Origin of the sequence: Marinobacter sp. (assembly GCF_033722735.1) — a bacterium.
In the GTDB taxonomy this organism is placed as follows: domain Bacteria; phylum Pseudomonadota; class Gammaproteobacteria; order Pseudomonadales; family Oleiphilaceae; genus Marinobacter.
Genome location: NZ_JAWVYN010000001.1, coordinates 73437 through 96782, shown reverse-complemented (window position 1 = coordinate 96782; position 23346 = coordinate 73437). Strand labels below are relative to the sequence as shown.

The 23346-nt window shown below is 62.8% G+C and carries 19 protein-coding genes; 6 read left to right on the top strand and 13 right to left on the bottom strand.

The annotated features are described in order from the left end of the window. Positions 1–185 precede the first annotated feature (185 nt). Both R3175_RS00435 and R3175_RS00430 read left to right on the top strand, forming a co-directional pair. A complete protein-coding gene (locus R3175_RS00435; RefSeq protein WP_318941507.1) occupies positions 186–2171 on the top strand; it encodes an HDOD domain-containing protein in 1986 nt (661 codons plus the stop codon). 30 nt (positions 2172–2201) lie between these two features. Continuing rightward, a complete protein-coding gene (locus R3175_RS00430) occupies positions 2202–4370 on the top strand; it encodes a putative bifunctional diguanylate cyclase/phosphodiesterase (RefSeq protein WP_413231695.1) in 2169 nt (722 codons plus the stop codon). A gap of 22 nt (positions 4371–4392) precedes the next feature. On the opposite strand, the gene R3175_RS00425 is transcribed toward R3175_RS00430, so the two are convergent. Next, complete coding sequence (locus R3175_RS00425) at positions 4393–5229, bottom strand: transporter substrate-binding domain-containing protein (protein ID WP_318941505.1); 837 nt, start codon at positions 5227–5229, stop codon at positions 4393–4395. 356 nt (positions 5230–5585) lie between these two features. Between R3175_RS00425 and R3175_RS00420 the strand changes: the two genes are divergently transcribed. Together R3175_RS00420 and R3175_RS00415 are read left to right on the top strand one after the other, a co-directional pair. Then, a complete protein-coding gene (locus tag R3175_RS00420) occupies positions 5586–6239 on the top strand; it encodes a class I SAM-dependent methyltransferase (protein ID WP_318941504.1) in 654 nt (217 codons plus the stop codon). A 52-nt stretch (positions 6240–6291) separates the two neighbouring features. After that, on the top strand, positions 6292–7299 hold the full coding sequence (locus tag R3175_RS00415) for a DUF2156 domain-containing protein (RefSeq protein ID WP_318941503.1): 1008 nt from the start codon (positions 6292–6294) through the stop codon (positions 7297–7299). Here the strand turns inward: R3175_RS00415 and murI are convergent. Next, positions 7277–8116 (bottom strand): glutamate racemase, encoded by an 840-nt coding sequence (gene murI / locus R3175_RS00410; protein ID WP_318941502.1) that lies wholly within the window; start codon positions 8114–8116, stop codon positions 7277–7279. The genes R3175_RS00415 and murI overlap by 23 nt on opposite strands. After that, positions 8113–8919: an NAD(+) diphosphatase gene (gene nudC, locus R3175_RS00405; RefSeq protein WP_318941501.1), complete on the bottom strand. Its 807-nt coding sequence runs from the start codon at positions 8917–8919 to the stop codon at positions 8113–8115. The genes murI and nudC overlap by 4 nt, the downstream gene beginning before the upstream one ends. A 164-nt stretch (positions 8920–9083) precedes the next feature. On the opposite strand from nudC, the gene plsB reads away from it, so the two are divergent. Beyond that, positions 9084–11549, top strand: coding sequence for a glycerol-3-phosphate 1-O-acyltransferase PlsB (plsB, locus tag R3175_RS00400; protein WP_318941500.1), 2466 nt, complete (start codon positions 9084–9086; stop codon positions 11547–11549). A 20-nt stretch (positions 11550–11569) separates the two neighbouring features. Here plsB and R3175_RS00395 read toward each other — a convergent pair whose 3' ends face one another. From R3175_RS00395 to ppc, 7 genes are all read right to left on the bottom strand, one after another. Continuing rightward, a complete protein-coding gene (locus R3175_RS00395) occupies positions 11570–12376 on the bottom strand; it encodes a class I SAM-dependent methyltransferase (RefSeq protein ID WP_318941499.1) in 807 nt (268 codons plus the stop codon). Next, positions 12376–12723: a UDP pyrophosphate phosphatase gene (locus tag R3175_RS00390; protein ID WP_318941498.1), complete on the bottom strand. Its 348-nt coding sequence runs from the start codon at positions 12721–12723 to the stop codon at positions 12376–12378. The genes R3175_RS00395 and R3175_RS00390 overlap by 1 nt, the downstream gene beginning before the upstream one ends. 120 nt (positions 12724–12843) lie before the next feature. Continuing rightward, positions 12844–13641 (bottom strand): undecaprenyl-diphosphate phosphatase, encoded by a 798-nt coding sequence (locus R3175_RS00385; protein WP_318941497.1) that lies wholly within the window; start codon positions 13639–13641, stop codon positions 12844–12846. A gap of 30 nt (positions 13642–13671) precedes the next feature. Then, complete coding sequence (gene tsaB / locus R3175_RS00380; RefSeq protein ID WP_318941496.1) at positions 13672–14382, bottom strand: tRNA (adenosine(37)-N6)-threonylcarbamoyltransferase complex dimerization subunit type 1 TsaB; 711 nt, start codon at positions 14380–14382, stop codon at positions 13672–13674. Positions 14383–14396: 14 nt separating this feature from the next. Continuing rightward, entirely contained in the window at positions 14397–15050 is a 654-nt protein-coding gene (adk, locus tag R3175_RS00375) for an adenylate kinase (protein ID WP_318941495.1), read from the bottom strand. A 230-nt stretch (positions 15051–15280) separates the two neighbouring features. Continuing rightward, positions 15281–16651 (bottom strand): HDOD domain-containing protein, encoded by a 1371-nt coding sequence (locus R3175_RS00370; protein WP_318941494.1) that lies wholly within the window; start codon positions 16649–16651, stop codon positions 15281–15283. 85 nt (positions 16652–16736) lie between these two features. Beyond that, positions 16737–19379 (bottom strand): phosphoenolpyruvate carboxylase, encoded by a 2643-nt coding sequence (gene ppc, locus R3175_RS00365; RefSeq protein ID WP_318941493.1) that lies wholly within the window; start codon positions 19377–19379, stop codon positions 16737–16739. Positions 19380–19462: 83 nt separating this feature from the next. Here ppc and R3175_RS00360 point away from each other — a divergent pair, with 83 nt between their 5' ends. Then, entirely contained in the window at positions 19463–19696 is a 234-nt protein-coding gene (locus R3175_RS00360; protein ID WP_318941492.1) for a hypothetical protein, read from the top strand. Positions 19697–19771: 75 nt separating this feature from the next. Here the strand turns inward: R3175_RS00360 and R3175_RS00355 are convergent, their stop codons facing one another. The 3 genes from R3175_RS00355 to relA form a co-directional block, all read right to left on the bottom strand. Continuing rightward, entirely contained in the window at positions 19772–20116 is a 345-nt protein-coding gene (locus tag R3175_RS00355) for a pilin assembly protein (protein ID WP_318941491.1), read from the bottom strand. A gap of 131 nt (positions 20117–20247) precedes the next feature. Then, a complete protein-coding gene (gene mazG / locus R3175_RS00350; protein ID WP_318941490.1) occupies positions 20248–21105 on the bottom strand; it encodes a nucleoside triphosphate pyrophosphohydrolase in 858 nt (285 codons plus the stop codon). After that, positions 21102–23339 carry a GTP diphosphokinase gene (relA, locus tag R3175_RS00345; RefSeq protein ID WP_318941489.1) on the bottom strand — a complete coding sequence of 746 codons (2238 nt, stop codon included), beginning with the start codon at positions 23337–23339 and terminating at the stop codon, positions 21102–21104. The genes mazG and relA overlap by 4 nt, the downstream gene beginning before the upstream one ends. Positions 23340–23346 lie beyond the last annotated feature (7 nt).

Genomic DNA, 23346 nt, shown 5'->3' with positions numbered 1-23346 from the left:
TTTACCGTGAGAAACCTTGCACTGTTCACAAAACAACCTATAAAGAGCATAAAATGTTGGCAATAAACTTTTAATAAACAGGTAGTATTGTCTATTATTTTAACCGAACAACAAAAATGAATACTGCGTCATAAATGTGATCCTCAACGATTCACACGGAAGTGTATGACACGGCTGCGCGACGAGTGACCAAACAGCAATCCATGCCCTACCCCGACATCCAGCTGCCCAGCTTACCCGAGATCACCCTGCGGGCGATGGAAGCCTGTCGCCGGGACCTGAGTTACCGACAGATCGGCGACATCCTCTCGGTGGACGCCGCCCTGGTCACCCGAATACTGGCCCTGGCCAACTCGTCACTGTTCGGTCGGACCGGTGAGGTTCACTCGGTGGAGCAGGCCCTGCTGCGACTGGGCACCGAACAGGTCCAGACCCTGGTCCTCACCGCGGCGCTTCGTCAGGTGCTGTTCGAGCTCGGCGCCGACCAATGGCAACAGCTCCGGGATTTCTGGCGTCACGCCCTGACCACCGCCCTGATGGCCCGGGCCCTGGCCACCCTGACCCGTTACCCCAGCCCCGAGGAAGCGTTCACACTGGGCCTGTTGCACAACGTGGGCGAGCTGATCGCGCTGAAGACCACGGACGAATCGCACCGTGAATACTACCTTCGCCACCATGCCGATATTGCCGCTGACCTGGTGCTGTCCTGGGGGTTTGGCGACCTGGCAGCCGACGCCATGCGCCATCAACAGGCTTCCCCCGACGCCCTTCAGGATGCCAGCCATCTGGTCAAACTGATCAACCTTTCAACGCGGCTGGCGCTGTCCGACGCAGCGGGTATCTCCGCAACCATCACCGTTTTCGACCTCAATGAGGAACTGACCCGCGAGCTGAAGCTGCGCATTGACCGAGAAGTCTCCGCCCTGGCGGATTCCCTCAACATACCGCTGACGTCCCACTACGACGCGGCACCCGCGATGCAGACGCTGGAGTCCAAATTGATCGGCCAGGCCCGGGTCAATCAGGTGCTGACCGGGCTTCCCACTCACCACCGGGACCTCCAGAGTATGCTCGCCGCCGCCACCGGCAGCCTGACTATGCTCACCGGCCTTCCGGTGCTGGGCTTTGCCGCCAGCGCTGCCGAGCTGACCCTGGTCGCCAGCAGCCATGGCCCGCTGCCTGATCTATCCATCGTGAGTACCCCGGCTCGCGGCGTCCTCAGCCGGGCCTATAGCGACAACACCACCCTGGGTGTTGCCGGGCCTACCGACAGTGTCCTGGATCGCCAGCTACTCAACCTGTTGGCCACGCCGGCCATGACCGCCGTCCCCATTCCCTCCCGCCATGCCTGCCCGGGCGTCATGGTGCTCGGCAGTGACACCCCGGAGCCGGCAGTCATGGATCTGGTTCAACTGTTTGTCGACCAGCTCGGCCAACGTCTTGATGCCGCCCAGGCCGACAACCTTCAGCACCCGCAATGGCAGGCCGAATTGGAACACCAGCAGCTGCACCGTCAGATTCATGAGATCAACAACCCCCTGACCATCATCCGGCAATACCTGTTCCAGCTCCGGCAGAAGCAGGAAGATCCCCAGGTGCTGGATAATCTGGATGTGATTCGGGAAGAGTTGGACCGGGCCGGCGGCCTGCTGTTTGCACTGGCCACCCCCGATCGCCGCCCATCCATAGAGGGGCAGCCCCAGACTTCGGTCAATGACAACGTTCGAGCCCTGGCCGAGCTGTTCGAAGAGAGCCTGTTCCACCAAGACGGCAAACAGCTTCGCCTGGAGCCGAGTCGCGGCCGCACCGACGTCGCCGCCTCGGCGGGCCAGATACGGCAACTGCTCATCAACCTGATCAAGAATGCTGCGGAAGCCATCGATGACGCCGGTACAGTCTCCATTCAGACGGCAGCTCCGGTGTGGCAGAACGGACACCCCTGGGTGGAGCTGGTGATCGCCGACGACGGCCCCGGCTTGCCCGCGGCCGTCCAGCAGCAACTGTTTCAACCCGTAGTATCGAACAAAGGCGCGGGCCACAGCGGCCTGGGCCTGAGCATCGTTAAACAGCTCACTGATGACATGGAGGGCATCATAAGCTGTCGCACCGGCCCGTCAGGAACCCTGTTCCGAATCCTCTTGCCGGCGATAGTTGACGAACCAGATCACTAAACCAGACAACATGGGCTTAGCAAGATGACCATGGATAACCCTCAGCCGTTCCAGCCCCACCGCCAGGCAGCGGAGATACTGGTGGTTGACGATGACCAACGCATTCTGAACACACTGGCAGCCCTGCTACGACAACATGGTTATCGGGTCACGGAAGCCCTGGGCGGCCATGCCGCCTGCGAAGCCCTGCAGACCAGAGTTTTCGACCTGGCCATGCTGGACTTGCGCATGCCGGACCTGGATGGCTTCGATGTCATGGCCTATGCCGCGTCGGCACAGCCGGAATGCGGTGTGGTGGTGGTCAGTGGCGAGAGCGGTTTCACGTCGGTGAGCCGTGCCCTCCGCCGGGGAGCGCTCGACTACATAAAAAAGCCGTTCGACCCGGAGGAGTTGCTGGAAACCGTGCGCAGCGTGCTTGGCCAGCAAACGTTGCTGCGGGATCATGCCGATATGCAGTCACGTCTGGAGAAGTCCGAAGCCCTGCACCGCTACATCGTCAACAGTTCCCCCGACATCGTGTTCATGCTGGACCAGGATGGCCGGTTCTGCTTCATCAACAACAAGGTCCAGTCCCTGCTCGGGTATGTGCCCAGCGAGCTGGTCGGTAAACATTTCAGCTCGATGCTGGACGACCAGGACGTTGCCCGGGGCAGTTACGCCATCCTGGATGCCAACGTCAGCTCCGACAACCCCCGCACCCTGGAGCTGCGGATGAAAACCCGCGGCAGTCGCAAGGCCAACCGACACTTTGAGGTGACCGCTTTTCCCATCGACCCGAATACCTGGCCACACCTGTCCGGGGCCAGGGAACGGGCATCCAGTCACAAGGCCCGGTTCTACGGCACCGCCCGGGATGTCACCGAGCGCAAGGAAGCGGAAGCCTTCATCAATTTTCAGGCCTATCACGACCTGCTCACCCGTCTGCCCAACCGGGCCCTGTTCAAGGACCGCCTGAACCTGGCCATCACCCACGCCCGGCGCAATGGCCAGAAGCTGGCGGTGATGTTTCTCGACCTGGACCGCTTCAAGGTGATCAACGACACCCTGGGCCACGCCATGGGAGATCGCCTGCTGCAGGCGGTCACCCGCCGCCTGGAATCCTGCCTGCGCAAGGGCGATACCCTGTCCCGCTTCGGCGGCGATGAGTTCACCCTGCTGCTGCCGGCGATCCACAGCGAAGAGGACGCCAAACGGATTGCCCTGAAGCTGATCGACGCGCTGAAGTCACCGTTCCAGCTGGGCGAGCACGAGGTATTTGTCGGCGTCAGCATCGGTATCTCAGTGTTTCCGGATGCCGGCGACTCCCTCGACCAGTTGATCCAGAACGCCGATATCGCGATGTATCACGTCAAGGGCCGAGGCAAAGGGGACTATCGCTTCTTCTCCGATGCCATGAGTACCGACACCGCCAACCGCTTGAGCCTGGAACGGGACCTGCGCCAGGCGCTGGAGCGGGACGAACTCCGGGTGTTCTATCAGCCCCAGGTCTGCGCCAAGACCAACCGGGTAGTGGGCCTTGAAGCCCTGGTGCGTTGGCAGCACCCGGAGCGGGGCCTGCTGTATCCGGGGGAATTCCTGCCCCTGGCCGAGGAAACCCGGCTTATCGACAATCTCAGCAACCGGGTGATCACCACGGCCTGCCGGGAGGTAGGCCAATGGATCAGAAACGGTCACAGGGACCTCAGGTTGGCGGTGAACCTGTCCCCCATCCAGGTGGAACATCCCCGGTTTGTGGACAGCCTGATACAGCAGCTGACCCGCCACGACTTCCCCACCCGGAACCTGGAGATCGAGATCACCGAGAACGTGATCATGAACGACTTGGAACAGATCAGCCAAAAGCTCCAGGAGCTGGCGGAATATGGCGTGCGCATTGCCATCGACGACTTTGGAACGGGCTATTCGTCTCTCAATTACATCCATCGACTGCCGATTCACACCCTCAAGGTGGACCAGTCATTCGTGCGGGACATCCGTAACGGTGACGACGGCGCCTGCATCGTCAATGCCATCATTGCCATGGCGCACGGCCTGAAACTGGAGATCGTGGCGGAGGGGGTGGAAACCGATGCCCAACTGGCCTACCTCCGGCAACTGGGTTGCCACCAGGTCCAGGGCTTCTTCTACGGGCCGCCGCAACCGGCGGAACGCATTGCCCTGCTGCTGGGCGAGGAAGCCCGACCGGCCATCCTGGCCTAGGCAGCCCCGGGGAGAGACACGGCTATCGTCCCACCTTGACGCTGATATCCTCGGGCAGTTGCGGGGGCACGTAACGTCGCCAGATCTCGGTGAGCCGACCGTTTCGCGCCATGCTGTCCAATTGCTGGTTGATCCGATGCTTGAGGTCGGCGGACAACTTGCGGTCCATGCTCAGGTACACCGAATAGTTCGGAATGACGGCGCTGACATCCACCTCCCGCATGCACGATTTGTCACCGTCAAAGCCGCTCAGGTAAAACCGCAGCCGGGAGGCCATTTCCACAAAACCGTCCACCCGCTTCAGACTGACCAGCGCCAGTCCGGTCTCGAACTCGTCCACCGGCACCGAGCGAACCGCCCCCTGCTGGGCCGCACGACTGAGATCCAGATACTCGAAGCCCCGTAATGTCACGATGGCGAGCCCCTGCAGGTCCGCCAGGGAATGCACCGGGCTTTCGATATCTGGATTGCAGGTGAGCATGACATGCCGGGTACGAAACAGGGGCTGATCTGCGTACTCCCCACGCCCCGGAAAGGAATCCCAAACTGGTGCGTCATAAGCGACCCAGTTCTCGTAGTCGCCCTGGGCCACGCCGTAGGTGATTCGGTTCACCGGCAGAACGTGATGACGCACCGGAATGTCGAGCCGGCGAAACAGTTCATCCACCATGTCGGTGATAATGCCGCCATCACTCTTTCCTTCCCGAATCAGTTGAAACGGCCCGACTCGACTATCAACCACCAGGTAATTGATGGTGCCAGGCACAGCCTCTTCGGCGGCGCCTCCCTCTCCAAAGCCCGCCAATAACACCAGGGCCAGCATAAGCTGCCGGCGCCCCTTATACAGTCTCGCTCCCACCAGCAATGCATCCTCCCTGCCCATAACGGTGCAATGCCTTCAGTATAGATGGTGCCCCGGATAACTCAGCCGCTTCGAACGCCCAGCCCCGAATCAAGTGTCCGCAGCGCACGCTGTCACTACCAAACGATAACCGGATTGTTCGACAGTAGGATGAAAAACATTGAAGCAGTTTGCAAAGCATTGCGAAACGTAACGGTATGTATCTGAAAATGCGGTCTACTGCACATAAATTGCCCGACCAGTTCTCTAAGCTCGAAGCCATCCCCTGCCCCCAGGCCGGTTTGCCCAATCGGCCAAGCCAACAACGACAACAGGGTGGCAGGGCAAGCAGATCAGGACAGGCGGTAATCATCATGCGCGATAAGTATAAGTATATTGGCCCGGTTTACGATTTTCTGAGCAACCTGTACAGCGGCAAGAGCATTCATCACTGCAAGACCGCCATGCTGGACGTAGAAACCGTCCGGCCCGGCTCCCGTATCCTGTTTGCCGGGGTCGGCCATGGCCGCGATGCCATTCGCGCCGCCGAGCTGGGGGCCGAGGTAACGGTGGTTGACCTGTCGGAAACCATGCTGCGCAAGTTTGCCGAAGCCCAGCAGGCGGAAGCCCCCAACCTGACTATCCACCGTATTCACAGCGACATCATGAAGGTGGAGGACTACGAGCAGTACGACATGGTGGTCGCCAATTTTTTCCTCAACGTCTTCGACGAAGCGATGATGGTGCGGGTACTGGAACACCTGATCCGCCTGGGCAAGGCGGATGCTCAGGTGGTGGTGGGAGATTTCAGCTATCCCAGCGGCAATGCCATCGCCCGGCTCTTCAAGAAGGCCTACTGGTACCTGGCGGTGTTCATCTTCTGGCTGTTTGCCAACAACGCCTTCCACAAGATCTACAACTACCCCGAACACATGCAGCGTCTGGGCCTGCAAATCACCCGCAAGAAGCACTTCAAGCTGCTGAACATGAACTGCTACTGGTCAATCCTGGGCCAGAAACAGGCGTAATCCGCGCCCCCGGGAACCACCCAATAACAACAGCCAATCGGGGAAAGGTGACATGGCAGACCAGATTCTCTCTCTCAACCGCACCGACGCGCTGGTCGGGAGCTCGTTCAGCTTCTCCGAGCGCGTGGCCTACCTGAAGAAATACGGGATCCACTCCCAATCCTTTTCCACCCTGCAGCCGGAAATGGAATACTTCGACCTGCCCGGGGTGGGCTACATTGGCTACATGCGCAAGTGGGGCATGACGTTCGTGCTCTCGGACCCGGTGGCGTCCCCCGATCAGTTCGAGGGCATTCTGGAGCAGTTTCACCTGCGCCACCCCAACGCCTGCTATATCCAGGTCTCCAGGCCGGTGGTGGACTACCTGCATCGCCGCTTTGGCCTGTATGGCACCCAGTTTGGCAGCGAGTCAAGAATCCGGCTGGCAAACTGGTCCCTCAGCGGCAAAAAGAAGCAGGTGCTGCGCACCGCCATCAATCAGGCCGAGAAGAACGGCATCACCGTCAAGGAACGGTTCAGCGATGACCACACCCGGGAAATTTCGGAAGCCTGGATTCGCACCCGCAAGTGCAAGAACAATGAAATACGCTTCCTGATCCGGCCCATGCAGATGGATTACCGGGAAAATGAACGACACTTCTATGCCTACCAGGATGGCAAGGCAGTGGGCTTCATCTACTTCGACCCGATCTACCAGAACAACCGGATCATCAGTTACGTGCCCAATATTTCACGGGCCAATGCCAACTTCCGTCAGGGGATCTTCTACACCCTGATGGCCCATGCCATGGCAGTGTTCAAGGAAGAAGGGGTGCCCTACCTGGATCTAGGGCTGATTCCGCTGTCCCTGGATCCGGCCACCGAGCATCAGGAAAGCCGGTTGCTAAAGCAGATTCTGCACGGCCTCTACAACCACGGTAATTTTCTGTACAACTTCCGCGGCCTGGAATTCACCAAGTCGCGTTTCCGGGGCGACGTGTTCAAAACCTACTGCTGCCACCGGCGCAGCATCCCGGCCCTGGAATTTCTGGCGATGTTCAAACTGACCCGATTGCTGTAGCGGGCTCGCCTTGGCCAGGCCAGCCCCCCCGCAACAGGCCGGCACTCAATCCCAGCCGGGGCAGAAACTGCTCGATGCCGTGCGGTATCTGACCACTGAACAGCATGGCGTCCATTGCGGGCTCCCGTCCCCGGTCGCCGGAAGGGTAACCGGCGCGCTCGAGCAGATCCGCCGTTCGGCGGGCGATTGCCTGACCGGAATCAACCCAGTGCTGCACGCCGGGCAGCAGAGTCTGCAGCTGTTCGACGATCAGCGGATAATGGGTACAACCCAGCACCACCGTATCCACCTGTGCCTGCTGAAACGGCGCCAGAACGGCCTTCAGAGCCGTTTCGGGCAAGGCCGCGCCCGCCACCCAGTCCTCGATCCAGCGCACCAACTCGGGGTGGCCCACCCGGTGCAGCTGACAATCGGCGGCAAATTCATCCGCCAGACGGTCCAGATAGGCCCGACGGATGGTGGCTGGCGTGGCCAGCAGCCCGATGCGGCGATTCTGCGAGACCGCTGCTGCCGGCTTGATGGCGGGCACCACGCCCACCACCGGTAAATGGGTCATCGCCCGCAACTGGGGCAAGACGACGGTACTGGCGGTATTGCACGCCACCACAATCAACTGCGACGGGTAAGTCTTGAGGGTGTCTTCGATCAGTTTCAGACAGCGCTCGGTGACCAGCGTCTCCGACTGGTCACCGTAGGGAAAGCAGGCGTTGTCCGCCAGGTAGACAAGGCGGGCGCCGGGCACCGTCCGACGAATGCACTGGGTGATGCTTAAGCCCCCGACGCCGGAATCGAAGACCAGTATCCGGGGGGCACTCAATCCGCAATCTCCTGTGCCATGGCCCGGATGAGCCGGCCGGCGATGGTGGTCTGCGGGGGCACCGGCGGCAGCTCGCCGGGTCGGTACCAGCCGGCATCCGCCAATTCGTCCTCCTGCAGGTTCAGCTCGCCGCCGGCGTAGTCGGCGAAGAACCCCAGCATCAATTGGTGGGGAAACGGCCAGGGCTGGGAGGTCTGGTAGCGAATCCCGGTGACTGTCAGCCCGGTCTCTTCCAGCACTTCCCGCTGTACCGCCGCCTCCACGGTCTCGCCGGGCTCCACAAAGCCGGCGATCAGACTGTAGTAATGGCCCTTCGCCCGGCTCGATTGGGCCAGCAGCATCCGGTCGCCGTGTCGTATCACCACAATGATGCAGGGAGCCAGCCGGGGGTACCACGGGATCTCACAATGCGCACACCAGCGGGCGCGCTCCTGCGGATGGGGACCGGTGGCCTGCCCGCAGCGGCCGCAGTAGCGGTGGTCCCGCCACCACTGTTGGACCTGGTAGCCCGTGCTGAGCAGGTCGGCGGGGACGTCGGCCTCAAACAGCAGGGCATCCCGTAAGGGCACCGGATCGGTCGCCGCTTCCAGTCGCGCCGGTTCCAGCTCTGCCACATACACCGCCCGCTCGCGCCATCGGCCGACGTAAACCGGTGTCGATTCGGCGGCCAGGGCCCGCTGTGCGTCCGACCAGGGCAACAGCCACTGCTCCCCACGCCGCAGCACCGAATGCCCGGCCACCGCGAGAACTGCATCGTCCTGTCCCGGTGGGGTAGTGGTCCAGCCGGGCTGCCACTGGCTCATGCACGCATCCTCTTGTTCACAATGCCGGTACTCCGCATCTCACCTTGCTGAAGTATTGGGAATGTACCACACAGCCTATCCGGCCAGAAGCCGGCGGGCTGCTTTCCGCAGGCCGTTGAAGCAAGTAAACTTAGCCACTGTTTTGTGAACCGGAGCAATCACGTATGCAACTCTTCCCGAAACTTTGGGGCCTGATCCTGACCGTTTTTCGAAAGATACTGTTCCTCTGGGTCAGGACCGATGTCAGCGGTGCCACTCGGGAAGACCTGGCGTTGGACCCTGACAAACCGGTCTGCTACGTCCTGCAATACAGCTCCATGTCCAGCCGGCTGGTCCTCGAGCAGGAAGTCCGTCGTGCCGGTCTGCCCCGGGCGGAAGTGTCCGTTCCCGTAGAGCAGGCTCCCAGCCAATCGTTCTTCTTCCTCTACCGGCGGGTGGGGGGCCTGTTCCGCCGCCGTCAGGCCCCGGTTCTGACCCCCCAGGTCCACCAACTGATCCAGTACGGCATCAAGCACCCGGAACAGGATATCCAGATTGTCCCGGTGTCCCTGTTCTGGGGGCGCTCCCCGGACAAGGAAAAATCCCTGGTCAAACTGCTGCTGTCGGACACCTGGTCCGTGGCCGGTCGATTGCAGAAGCTGCTGATCATCCTGGTCCATGGCCGCAATACCTACGTCCAGTTCAATAAGCCGCTGTCCCTGCAACAGGTGGTGACGGAATACCAGGACAACGAAGCCCGGGCCACCCGCAAACTGGCCCGGATTCTGCGCACCCATTTCCGACGGGTACGCCAGGCGGTCCTGGGGCCGGACCTCTCCCACCGTCGCACCCTGGTGGAAGGCTTGGTTCGAACCCAGGCGGTCAAGGACGCCATCCGCGAAACCGCCCGCAAGGACGACCTCCCGCCGGAAAAGGTCAAGGCCAAGGCCCGCAAATACGCCGATGAGATTGCCGCCAGCATGTCCATCGTCACCATCCGTTTTCTCGAGGTGGTGCTGAGCTGGCTGTGGAACCGGATCTACAACGGCATCGCCGTCAACAATATCCAGGAGGTCAAGGACGTCGCCCAGGACAACGCGGTGGTGTACGTGCCCTGTCACCGCTCCCACATCGACTATCTGCTGCTGTCCTACGTGCTGTACAAGAATGGCCTGATGCCGCCCCATATTGCCGCCGGCATCAACCTCAACATGCCGGTTGTGGGCCCCATCCTGCGCCGGGGCGGTGCCTTCTTCATGCGTCGCAGTTTCCGCGACAACCCGCTCTATGCCACCGTGTTCAACGAGTACATGCACGTCATGTTCTCCCGCGGCTACTCGGTCGAGTACTTTGTGGAGGGGGGCCGCAGCCGCACCGGGCGCATGCTGCCGCCACGTCCCGGCATGCTGTCGATGACCGTGCGCAGCTACCTGCGGGATCACCGCAAGCCCATCGTGTTCGTACCGGTCTACATCGGCTATGAGAAGGTGATGGAGGGTCGCTCCTATCTGGGCGAGCTGCGCGGCAAGAAGAAGCAGAAAGAGAGCATCTTCGCGCTGGCCAAGACCGCCCGTAAGCTGACCAACTCCTTTGGCCGGGTGGCCGTCAATTTCGGTGACGCCATTCACCTGTCCGATGTGCTCGACGAGTGCCACAGCAGCTGGCGTCAGGAAGCCTACGACAACGATTTCCGCCCGCCCTGGCTCAACGACGTGGTCGAAAAGCTGGCGACCGAGGTCGCTACCCGCATCAACGCATCCGTAGCGGTGAACCCCATCGGCATCACCGCCACCGTGCTGCTGAGCACCGAGAGGCTGGCCATGGACGAGCAGCAGCTGATTCGGTTGATGGACCAGTTCGCGGCCCTGCTGCAGGACTTTTCCTACGCCGAGACCGTCACCCTGCCCGAGGGCTCGGCGAAGGACTGGCTGACCTACTGCGAAGGCATGGGCCTGATCACCCGACAGCCCCAGAAGCTTGGCGACATTATCGGCCTGGAGGGCAGCAATGCCATCCTGATGACTTATTACCGCAACAACATCCAGCACCTGTTTGCCCTGCCCTCGCTGATTGCCTGCCTGTTCGAGAACAACAGTTCCCTCAGACGGGAGAAGGCGGTCTCCCTGTGCAGTGTTGTCTACCCCTACATCCAGTCGGAGCTGTTCCTGCGCTACCCCGCCGACGAGGCCGAGGCGGTGATCGACCACTGGATCGACGTGCTGCTCAAGCACGGCCTGCTGCAAACCGAGGGCGACCGGATCTGCCGGCCGGAGGAAGGCACCGACGCCATGCTGCGTCTGCGCTCCCTGTCCCGCTTCATCATCCAGACCCTGGAGCGTTATCACATCGCCATCGCCATTCTCCGTAAGTATGGCTCCGGCAAGATCAACGCGGCCGAGCTGGAGGAACAGAGCACCATGATGGCGGAACGCATGTCCATCCTGTTCGGGTTGAATGCGCCGGAGTTCTTCGACAAGACCCTGTTCCGCAACTTCATCGCCAACCTGCAGAAGAACGAGGTGCTGACCACCGACGACAACGGCCTGTTGTGCTACACCGAGGGACTGGATGAAGTGGCGGAAGACGCCCGCCTGGTACTGAATGTGGAGAAACGCCAGGCAATCCAGCAGGTGACCATGCTGGGCGCCTGACGCCGGACACCCTCGCAGACTCAGCCCGGTGGCAGGGCCTTGATGGGGTAAATGTCGTAACGGCTGCTCTTGCCCTCCACCCGGGTAGCGGGCTCGATGCCGTCAATAGTGGGCGCCTTGCGGGGCCGCTTGACCACCACCCGGTAGGTGGCGGCCTCCAGCGCCGCCGCCAGCAGCGCCGGGGCATCGTCATCATCACCGACGATGGGCCGGAACACCTGCATTTCCTTCTTCACCAGGGCAGACTTGTCCCGATGCGGGAACATCGGGTCCAGGTAAATGATATCCGCCACCTGCGGTCCTGCCGAACGCAGCCAGTCGATGCTGCTACCCACCCGAAGCGCCATCCGGGCCATGATCGACGCCGTTGACTCACTGAGCCGACCCCGGGCCAGGCCATCGGCCAACAGGGCGTGGATCACCGGCGAGCGTTCAAACAGGGTCACCCGGCACCCCAGCCCCGCCAACACAAAGGCATCCTGGCCGAGGCCGGCGGTCGCATCCAGCACGTGCAGGGGAACACGGGTCTTTTGCAGCCCCACCGCTTTGGCAATCAGCTGGCCGGTTCCGCCACCGTGTTCCCGGCGGTAACCGGCCTTGCCTGAGGTGAAGTCCACCCGTACCGGGCCGGGGGCACCCTTGCCGGTCACCTGCAGGGCCAGGCCCCGGTCGTCAAAGAACATCAGGACACCGTAGTCCCGGACCTGACGCGGTTTCACCACCCCCAGGTACGGCAACTGCAGCTGTTCAGATAGGTGGCGGGCGGCCTCGATATCCCCCAGGGGACTGCAGGCCACCGCCAGTGGCAAGGAATCGGATACCACCATTAAACCCGGATCGACAGCCCAGCCAGCTCGACATCCTGATCGTCCCGCTGGGCCGCCACCTGGGCGAAGGTGGACAAGGCCTGGCTGGCCGCCAGTGGCAACTCATCGGCACGGAACCGTTCCAGGCGAACGTCCTCGGCCGCCCGACGGGCTTCCACCCGGCGCTGAGCCAATTCACCGGCACTGCGCTCCTGCGACGGACGGGGATCCGCCAGATCCTGACGGACCTGCTCGCCGCCCCGGTCCGGGCTGGCCGCGGGGCTGCGGGCCACATCGCTGCGGTCACGGGCCGCCGCGTTCCCACTTTGCAGGGGATAGCTACCGCTGGAATTGAGAGGACTGATCATCAACGTCGATCCGCTTGCTGCCTGCGTCGGTCAAATGGGAGTACGGACAAGGTTCCAAGTATGATTGGAACGGGCAAAAAAACAAACCCCTCTGTGCATTTCTTCACCAAAAACTACCAATCACCACAACACCAGCAAGAGCAGCCCCCCCAGCAGCAGCCGGTAGATGACGTAGGGCATCAGGCCGATACGCTCCAGGAACTTCAGGAACAGGTGAATGCAGGCAAAGGCGCTGACAAAAGACAGTAGCGCCCCCAATGCGATGGAGGTCCAGTCCGCGGCGGCCCCCTGCCCGATCAGCTCGGCAGTCTTGAGGGCGCCGGCGGCAGTGATCAGCGGGATGGACAGCAGGAAGGAAAAGCGGGCGGCAGCCTCCCGCTGGAAACCGAGGAACAGGGCGGCCGTCATGGTGATGCCGGAACGGGACGTGCCGGGGATCAGAGCCAGGGCCTGGGCCAGACCGATGATGACCGCGTCGCGGATGGTCAGCGTCGCCAGGCCTCGGTGTCGCCGGCCGGTGGCATCGGACCACCACAGCACCAGGCCGAAGCCGATGGTGGAGGCGGCAATCACCAGTCCGGCGCGAAGGTGCGATTCGATCAGGTCGTCCAGCAACAGGCCCGCCAGGCCCGCCGGAATGGTGCCGACGATGATGGCCCACGCCAGCCCACTGTCATCGCCGACCCGCCCCCGGGCGGTATCCCCCAGCCAGGCGGTGATCAGTCTCAGGACGTCACGGCGAAAATACCACACCACCGCGGCCAGGGTGCCCACATGCACCGCCACGTCGAAGGCCAGGCCCTGATCGGGCCAGCCCAGCAGCTGCGACGGAAGGATCAGGTGGGCCGAACTGCTGATGGGCAGAAACTCGGTGAGCCCCTGAATAACAGACAAGACAATGATGTGCCACAGATCCATGGCGAGGGTTTCCAGTGACAGGTGAACAGGCTAGCGACCGGGCAGTTTCTTCCAGGCCACCGTGTTGCGCAGATAGACCGGCTGGGCCTGGGCCGCGGGGACGGCCCGGCCCTGCCGATAGGCTTCCGCCGCCAAACGCGCGACATGGCGGGCGCTGGGCACCAGGTTCTCATCGATCCCCTGGAGGCGGCTAATGACCGCGTCGGGCATCTGATCGCGATAGCCGAGGCCCGAGCCTACCCCACACCAGCCCTCTGGCTGATTCGGCAGGCTCACCAGTTCCGGGGCACAGACCCGCTCGTCGGCGACCGCGACTGGCAGGCCATCGCGATCCTCGAAACAGCCCCAGTAAACTTCCCCCATACGGGCATCGAAGGCCACGGCCACCCCGTGACCGACGGCGATGGCTGGTGAGGCAAGGGCGTCGGCGGCGACTGCCGCCAGGGAAGAGACCGGCACTACCGGGACATCCAGACCATAGGCCAGGCCCTGGACCACACCGGTGGCAATCCGGAGGCCGGTGAAGGAGCCGGGGCCGCAGGCGAACGCCAGGGCGTCCAGGTCGGAAGCCTGGAGCTGCTGGTCCGCCAACAGCTGGCGAATCATCGGCATCAGCAACCGGGTGTGCCCCCGCGGGGCCAGCTCAAACCGGTCGTAAAGCTGGCCGTCGACCAGCAGGGCCGCCGAACACCCCTCCGAGGAGGTGTCCAGCGCCAGCAGCTTGAGGTTGCTCTGTGACACGGCTCGGCGTCCGATTACTTCAGCTGACCCAGGATGCGGTCGCGAATCTCGTCCAGGGAGCCCACCCCTTCAACCCGCACGTATTTGGGGGCAGCAGCGGCGTCTTCAGCCGCCCAATCCTGGTAGTAGCCAACCAGCGGGGCAGTCTGGCTATGGTAGACCTCAAGCCGCTTGCGAATGGTGGCTTCCTTGTCATCCTCACGCTGAACCAGCGGTTCGCCGGTTTCGTCGTCCTTCCCCTCAACCTTGGGGGGATCGTACTTGACGTGGTAGGTCCGGCCACTGGGTTCGTGGACGCGACGGCCGGACAGCCGGCTGACGATCTCTTCGTCATCGACCGCAATCTCCACCACGTAGTCGATGGCGATGCCTTCGTCCTTCAGGGCCTCGGCCTGGGGGATGGTACGCGGGAAGCCGTCCAGCAGGAAACCGTTGGCGCAGTCGGGCTGCTGGATACGCTCCTTGATCAGGCCGATGATGATGTCATCGGAGACCAGGCCGCCGGTCGCCATGATTTCCTTGACCTGCAGGCCCAGCTCGCTCTCGGCCTTGACGGCCGCCCGCAGCATGTCGCCGGTGGAAATCTGGGGAATGTCGAAGCGCTCGGTAATGAACTGGGCCTGGGTCCCCTTACCGGCGCCCGGTGCGCCTAACATGATCACTCGCATAACGTTGTGCTCCCATTTTCGTGATTATCGTAGAAAAGATGTTGCAAAATCCCCAAACTTTGCGACAGCCTCTCGGTAACGCGACCGCGAAACGAAGCGGGCATTATACGAAGTCAGCCCCCCAAGAGAAAGTGGACCTCGGTAGCATAGTCGGATGACCCGGATCGGTGGACGTCTCAGGCTACCCGGGCCCTGTGTGGGGAGAAGGACCCTGAGCGGACGAATGCCTCTCAGGCGGTGAGGGAGCGGGCCAGATCGTCCAGCTCCGCCCCCACCTTGCCGATCTCGGCGCTCAACGACTCAACGTCGTCTTCCGAAAGCCCCAGCCGGCCGGACAGGGCCTCCAGATCATCGGGATTGAATTCGTCCCCGATGCCCTGCTGTTTCAGCAGGCCATTGGCCAACTGGACCATCAGCACGTAGACCTCGTGATCGCCGTGGTAATCCGGTTGCTGGTGTACTCCGGCCGCCTTGACCACCGCATCCGGTAACTGCCAGAGGCGATGCAGAATACCGCCGATGGCACCGTGGCCCACCGCCAGTACCTCCTGACCGTCCGCGTCGCCGAACACCTGCTGCTCCAGTGAGCGCATACTGACGTCCTGATTGACCTCCCGCAGTCGGTTGAGCTCTTCGAACTCGCCAGGGAACAGGTGACCGATCAACAACAGGCCAAAGTTGTGCAGCAGGCCACAAAGGTACGCCAGGCCCTTGTCGGCGTTGCACATTTCCGCCATTTTCTGGCACAGGAAGGCGTTGTAGAGGGAGTGGCGCCAGAACTGATCCATGCCCAGGGCGCCCTCCCGGGGCACATCGAAGGCACGGACCGAGGCGATGCCCAGGGCCACATGGGCCACCCGGTCGAACCCGAGAACCCGGGTGACGGCTTCCTGCACCGACTGAATCTGGCCGGGGTAGTTGAACAACGCAGAGCGGGCATAGCGCATGATCTGGGCCGTGAGGCTGGGGTCGAACTCGATCAGCTCCGCCAGTTCCCGGGCGCTGGCCTCGGGATTGGCGGTCAGCCGAAGGATGCGTAGCGCCAGGGCCGGCATGGGCGGCAACCGATAGAGTTTCTGCAGTTTGGCCGCCACCTCCTCCAGGGTCAGGGCCGTGCCCTCCGAGCCCCCCTGTCCCTTGATCACCAGATGCCCGCGACGGGCACCGGCCAGGGCCAGGCGGAGATTGCCCCCCTCCAGTCTCAGCAGACTGCTGTCGGTCCCCGATGACAGCACCGCCTGGGGCCATTGGGCGACCTCATCCTCCAGCAGCACCGGTACGTCATAGGCCCCGCCGATGGCCGGATGAAAGCCGGGGTCACAATCGCTGAACAGACGGTCCGCCTGGCGGGCCGTCAGGGGTTGCAGGCGTCGCCCGGTGAGCTGCTGGATGGCCTCCAGGTCGAGGGCCGAGTCAAAGGGATGAACCACCATCAGGGCCCCTTCCAGATCGATCAGCAGCGACGCCCGCAGGATGCTGCCCCGGTCTTCCCCGGAGGCCATGACCGCGGCCTCGAAACTGGTCACCGTTTCGATTGGCCGTTCGCTGAAGGCGATTGCCTTGCGGTTGAGATACTGTTCCAGTCGCGGGGCCAGAGCCACGGCGTTCTCCTGTTCTTGAATCCTGTTGATGTCCTGCCCCCTGGTGCGACGACCCAGGGCACTGCCACGCCCTGTACAATACCGCTTATCCGGTATTGCGCATGCCGGCGGCTATCCCGGCCATGGTGACCTTGAGGGCCTGCTCGACGTTCTCCGGCACCTGGACGCGGCCCTCGCACTCCCGGTCCCGACGCAGCAGTTCCGCCTGCATGTAGTGCAGCGGATCGGTGTAGGGGTTGCGCACCCGCATGGAGTGGGCAAAGACCGGATCACTGGCCAGCAGCTCGTCCTGCTCCTTGAGCGCCTTGACCTGGGTGATGCAGGCAGACAGCCGCTCCCGCAGGTTCGCGCCCAGCTCCCGCAGCGGAGCCTCCACCAGGGTCTGTTCGTAATAGCCGGCAATTCTCAGGTCCGCCTTGGCCAGTACCATTTCCAGCATGTCGATGTAGGTGCGGAAAAACGGCCAATGGTCCATCATCTCACGCAACAGCTCCATGCGACCACTGGCGGCGGCTTCGGTCAGGGCCACATCGCTGCCCAGCCAGCTGGGCAGCATCAGGCGCATCTGGGTCCAGGCAAAGATCCACGGTATGGCCCGCAGGCTCTCAACCCCACCAGAGGCCTTGCGACGGGCCGGACGACTGCCCAGCGCCAGCTTGCCCAGGGCCTGCTCTGGGGTGGCCTGGCGGAAATAGGGAACAAAATCGGGGTGCTCGCGAACCACCTCGCGATAGGCCTTCAGCGAACGCTCGGTAAGCCAGTCCATGGTTTCCCGCCAGGCCGGTTCCGGCGCCGGCGGCGGGGCCAGGGTTGCCTCCACCACCGCCGTGGTGTACAGCGTCAGGCTCTGCTCCGCCAAGCGGGGCAGGCCAAACTTGAAGCGGATCATCTCCCCCTGTTCGGTAATCCGGAAACTGCCGTTCACCGAACCCGGTGGCTGAGACAGGATCGCCCGATTGGCCGGCCCCCCACCCCGGCCGACGGTGCCACCACGGCCGTGGAACAGGGTCAGCTGAACCTGGAACCGTTGCGCCACCTCGGTCAGCTTTTCCTGGGCCTGGTACTGGGCCCAGGCGGCCATCATCTGGCCGGCGTCCTTGGCGGAGTCGGAATAGCCGATCATCACTTCCTGCCGCCCCTGGCAATACTCTCGATACCAGTCCAGTTCGAACAACGCCGACATGGCATCCGGCGCGCCGCTGAGGTCATCCAGGGTTTCGAACAGGGGCACCACCCGCATCGGGAACTTCATGCCCGCCTCCCGCAACAACAGGATCACGTGCAGTACATCGGAGGGTTTGCTGGCCATGGAGATGACGTAGGACCCCAATGCTTCCGGAGTCTGCTCGGCGACGATGGCGCAGGTGTCCAGCACTTCCTGCACCGGCTCGGACGGCTGCCAGTTACGCGGGATCAACGGGCGTCGGCCACTGAGCTCCCTGACCAGGAACGCCTGGCGCTGCTCTTCCGGCCAGGACAGGTAATCGCCCATGCCCAGGTAGTCCACCATCTCCGCCACAGCCTCGGCATGGCGGGCGGCTTCCTGGCGAATATCGAGCCGGACCAGCGGCAGCCCCAGAGTATGGGCCCGGCGGATGGTGTCCAGCAACGGGCCGTTGGCAATGGTGTCGAGACCGCAGGCCATCAAAGATCGATAGCACAGCTCCAATGGCGCGGTCAGGTCTTCGTTCTCGAACAGAATGCCGGTGGCATCCGCCGGCTCCCCGTTGACCCGGGCTTCGGCCCAGTCCCGGGTCCGGATCAGCCGGTCGCGAAGCTCCGCCAGCACCTGACGGTACGGCTCCCGGCTGTCGCCGGCCACCGCCCGCAACTCATCAGTGGCCTGGCCCATCGATAACTCCGCGCGCAACGCGTTGATATCCCTCAGGTACAGGTCGGCCGCCATCCAGCGTCCCAACAGGAACACCCGCTGGGTGACTCTGTGGGTGACGTTGGGATTGCCATCCCGGTCGCCGCCCATCCAGGAGGCCATTCGAATGGGGGCCGCGGTCAGCGGCAGGCCGCGCCCGGTCGAGGTCTCCAGGGCCTGATCCAGGCTGCGCAGGAAACGGGGCAGCGCCTGCCACAGGCTGTTTTCGATCACCGCGAAGCCCCACTTGGCCTCATCCACCGCCGTGGGACGTTGGTGGCGAATCTCGTCGGTGTTCCAGGCCTCCGCCACCAGCTGGCGCAGACGCTGGACAATCTCCTCCCGCTCCGTGGGCATCAGGTCATCGTGGTCAAGCCGGGCCAGGCACTCGGACATTTCGTCGTACTTCATGATCAGGGTGCGGCGCGCCACCTCGGTGGGATGGGCGGTCAGGACGAACTCGATGCGCAGGTCCGCCACCCGGCGATGCAGCTCCTCGGGGTCAATGCCATCGGCAATCAGCCGGTCGAACACCTCCCCCAGCGACTCCACCATCAAATCGGTGTGGTGCCCTTTCTTGCGGCGGATACCGTGGTACTGCTCCGCCAGATTGGCCAGGTTGAGGAACTGGTTGAACGCGCGGGTAACCGGCAGCAGTTCATCGTCCTTGAGGTTGCTGAGCAGCTGCAACAATCTCTGCCCGGAGCCACTCTCCTGGCGACGGTCCGCCTTGGCGGCGGCGCGGATTTGCTCGATGAGTTCGTAGACCTCCTGACCGGGACTCTGGCGAATGGCTTCCCCCAGCAGTTCACCCAGCATGCGGACATTCTCTCGCAGTTCGGGATGTAGCTCAGTCACAACGGCATCCTTTTCAATTGACGAAGACCAACGGTTGTACCGATACTAATAACGATTAACGTCAGTGGCCGCAAGGAGTAATCATGAAAGTAACCGAATTGCCCAAGTACTGGGAATCAAAGCGAGAAACGGTGGAGCGGAGCCACGATTACAACCTGCGGCTGCCGCTCGAGGATGCCGCCCGGATCGCCGCCCTGGCCGAACTCTACCCGGACCGGTCGGAAACGGACATTCTCAACGACATGGTATCCGCCGCCCTGGACGACCTGGTACGGCAAAGCCCGCTGAAGGACAAACTGGCGGCAAAGGATAAGTAACGCGACGACAGGGGCTCAAACAGGGTGTGGAGAATACCACACCCTGGTCAGTGGGAACTGCCCGAGAGGCCGAACTCAGGCGACCGATTCGAGCTGACGGGCCTTCAGTTTCTGGATGTGCTTCTGGCTCAGGCTGACGAACTTCGGCGTCAACCCTTCATCCTCATAGATTTCAAAGCCATCCTCATCAAACGCCACCACCTTGGTGCCCTGCACGTAGGGGAAGCTGGTCTCCATCTCGTCCAGCGACGCCGAGATCAGGTCCCGCAACAGGTCCTGGGGGGTCTTCATGGGATACAGGGCGGCCAGTTTTTCCAACCGCTGGTGATGCTGATCTGACAGCGCCATAAAATAAGCATCACGGGTTAGCCGGCCCCGCGCGTGCTTATCCCAATAATTGACCAGATCTTTAATCTTCATAGTACCGTAACTCCCGCCGATTCTTGCCCGGATAGGCCGCCCTTCACTGGTGCAACCCTATTGAAAAGTTTAGCCGAGTTCGTTGTTCCGGGGGCCGACAAATGGTTACGGATTGTACCTACCGCGCTGCCCTATCGATCGCGCTGCTTCTCGACGCCCTTGACCGACTGCCAGATCTCATCCAAAGCCTCCAGGGATTCCGCATCCAGATCCCGCCCTTCGCGGGCCAGTTGCGCCTCGATCGCCCGGAACCGGGCCTCGAACTTGTGGTTGGTGCCGTTCAGGGCCTGCTCGGGATTGACCTTCATGAACCGGGCCAGATTGACGCAGACAAACAGCAGGTCGCCCAGTTCGTCCGCCACCGCCGCCGGATCGCCGGAACCGGATTGCGCCGCGTGCCAGGCCTCCTTGAGTTCGTCGATTTCCTCGTGGAGCTTGTCAAACACCGGCTCGACGGTCGGCCAGTCAAAGCCGTGGTGGGAGGCCCGGCGCTGGAGTTTCTCCGCCCGGGCCATGGCGGGCAGCGTACGGGCAATGCCATCCAGCCGGCTGGCCGGGGCACTGCCGCTGTCCTGTTGCGGGGCAGCGGCCCGCTCCTCGGCCTTGATGCGCTCCCAGCTGGCCTTGATTTCCGCCTCGGTGGGCCGGTTGTCGGGATCCACCTCGCTGGCCAGGGTGCCCTCGGGGAACACGTGCGGATGGCGCCGCACCAGCTTGCGTACCAGGTTGTCGACAATGCCGTCAAACTCGAAATGGCCCTGCTCCGCGCCCAACTGGCTGTAGAACACCACCTGGAACAGCAGGTCACCCAACTCGCCCTTCAGGTGCGGGTAGTCCTCGCGCTCGATGGCGTCCGCCACCTCGTAGGCCTCCTCCAGGGTATGGGGCACGATGGAGGCAAAATCCTGCTTGAGATCCCAGGGGCAGCCGGTGTCCGGCTTGCGCAAGCGGGCCATCAGGTACTTGAGGTCGTCCAGGGTATAGTTCATCCGCGTCTCCGCCTGACTTCGACAATGTTTGGCAGGTTCCGGATCTGGGCCAGCAGCCGGGCCAGTTGCTCCAGGCTGCTGATTTCCACCGTCACCGTCATGGTGGCGGTGTTTTCATCCGGGTTGGAGACCGTGTTGAGCGCCAGCACGTTGCTCTTCGACGACGTCAGCACCTGGGTGATGTCCCGGAGCAGGCCGGAACGGTCGTAGGCCTCGATCTCGATATCCACCGGGTAGACCGCCTCCGGCCGGGTGCCCCAACTGACCTCGATGATCCGGTTGGGCTCGAGCTCCCGCAGGTTGAGGAAGGTGAGGCAGTCCTGGCGGTGCACGGTCACGCCACGACCGACCGTGATGTACCCCCCGATGGGGTCTCCGGGCAGGGGCTTGCAGCACTTGGCCACCTGGGTCTTGAGTTTGCCCACCCCCTGGATCTGGATGTCCGACTCGGTGTCGTAGGTCTTCTTGCCACCGCGCACCAGCTTCAGGTCCAGCTGGCGGCTTTGCGGCTCCAGCAGCTGCTGGGCAATGTTGGCCACGTGCGTCGGACGCAGGTCACCGGCACCGACCGCCGCGAACATGTCCTCCGCCGAGTGGTAATTGACCTTGCGGGCCAGCTGATTCAGGTCGAGTTCGTGGATCGACAGTCGCTTGAACTCGTCCTCCAGGATGGCCCGGCCATCGATCACGTTACGGTCGTGATCCTGCTGCTTGAACCAGTGAGTCACCTTGGCCCGGGCCCGGGAGGTCTGGATGTAACCCAGGCTGGGGTTGAGCCAGTCCCGGCTCGGGGCCGGGTTGTTGGAGGTCAGGATGTACACCTGCTCGCCGGTCTTGAGCGGATAGGTCAGCGGTACGATGCGACCGTTCACCCGGGCCCCGCGGCAGGCGTGGCCCACCTCGGTGTGCACCCGGTAGGCGAAATCCACCGGCGTCGCCCCCTGGGGCAAGTCCACCACGTGGCCTTCCGGGGTGAACACGTAGACCCGGTCGGAGGCAACATCGGACTTGAGGTGGTCGGCCAGGCCGGAGAGGTCACCCAGCTCTTCCTGCCACTCCATCACCTGACGCAGCCAGTTGATCTTGGCGTCGTAGCCGGAGGACTTCTTGCCGTTGTCCATGCCCTTGTACAGCCAGTGAGCGCATACCCCCAGCTCGGCCTCTTCGTGCATCTGGTGGGTGCGGATCTGCACCTCCATCACCTTGCCCTCCGGTCCCACCACCGCGGTATGCAGGGACTGGTAGCCGTTCTCCTTGGGGTTGGCGATGTAGTCGTCGAATTCATTGGGGATATGGCGCCACAGGCTGTGCACGATCCCCAGTGCCGCGTAGCAGTCGCGCACCTCCGGCACCAGGATACGCACCGCCCGCACGTCGTAGACCTGGGAAAAATCGATGCCCTTGCGCCGCATCTTGCGCCAGATGCTGTAGATGTGCTTGGCGCGACCAGACAATTCGCCGTCGATGCCCGCCGATTCCAGTTCGCCCTTGAGGGTCCGCAGCACCCGGCCGATATAGCTGTCCCGGTCCAGCCGGCGTTCGTCCAGCAGCTTGGCGATCTTCTTGTAGGCGGAGCCATGGAGATAGCGGAACGACAGGTCCTCCAGCTCCCACTTGATGTGACCAATGCCCAGCCGGTGAGCCAGCGGCGCGTAGATATCGAACACCTCCCGGGCCACCCGCATGCGCTTCTCCGGGGAGGCATCCTTGACCGCCCGGATGGCACAGGTCCGTTCCGCCAGCTTGATCAGCGCCACCCGGACATCGTCGATCATGGTAACCAGCATCTTGCGGACGTTGTCCAACTGGCCCTGGCTCTGGCCCAGCACGTTGCCCTTCAGCGGGTGATGGATGGCGGAAATGGCGGCCATCTGCTGGACGCCGTCGATCAGGCCGGCGACCTCGTCGCCAAACTCACGACGCACCTCCTCCAGGGTGGCCCGGCCTTCCCGCACCGCCCGGTAGAGGATGGCGGCCACCAGACTGGCCTGATCCAGGTGCAGCTCCACCAGCACCTGGGCCATATCCACCCCGGTGCGGAAGCTGCTGGCCCCCGGCGCCCACAGCCGGTCCTCCTGAACCGCCTTGAGATCGATCTCTGCCGCCTTCTCACAGGCGCGACGGAACTGCGCCGCGTCTTCCAGATGGGTTTGCGACTCGATCTGACGGACCCAGCGCTCGATGTCGATCTGGCCGTCCTGATTCACCACGTAGTCTTCGCGAACTTTAACCATGCTGTTT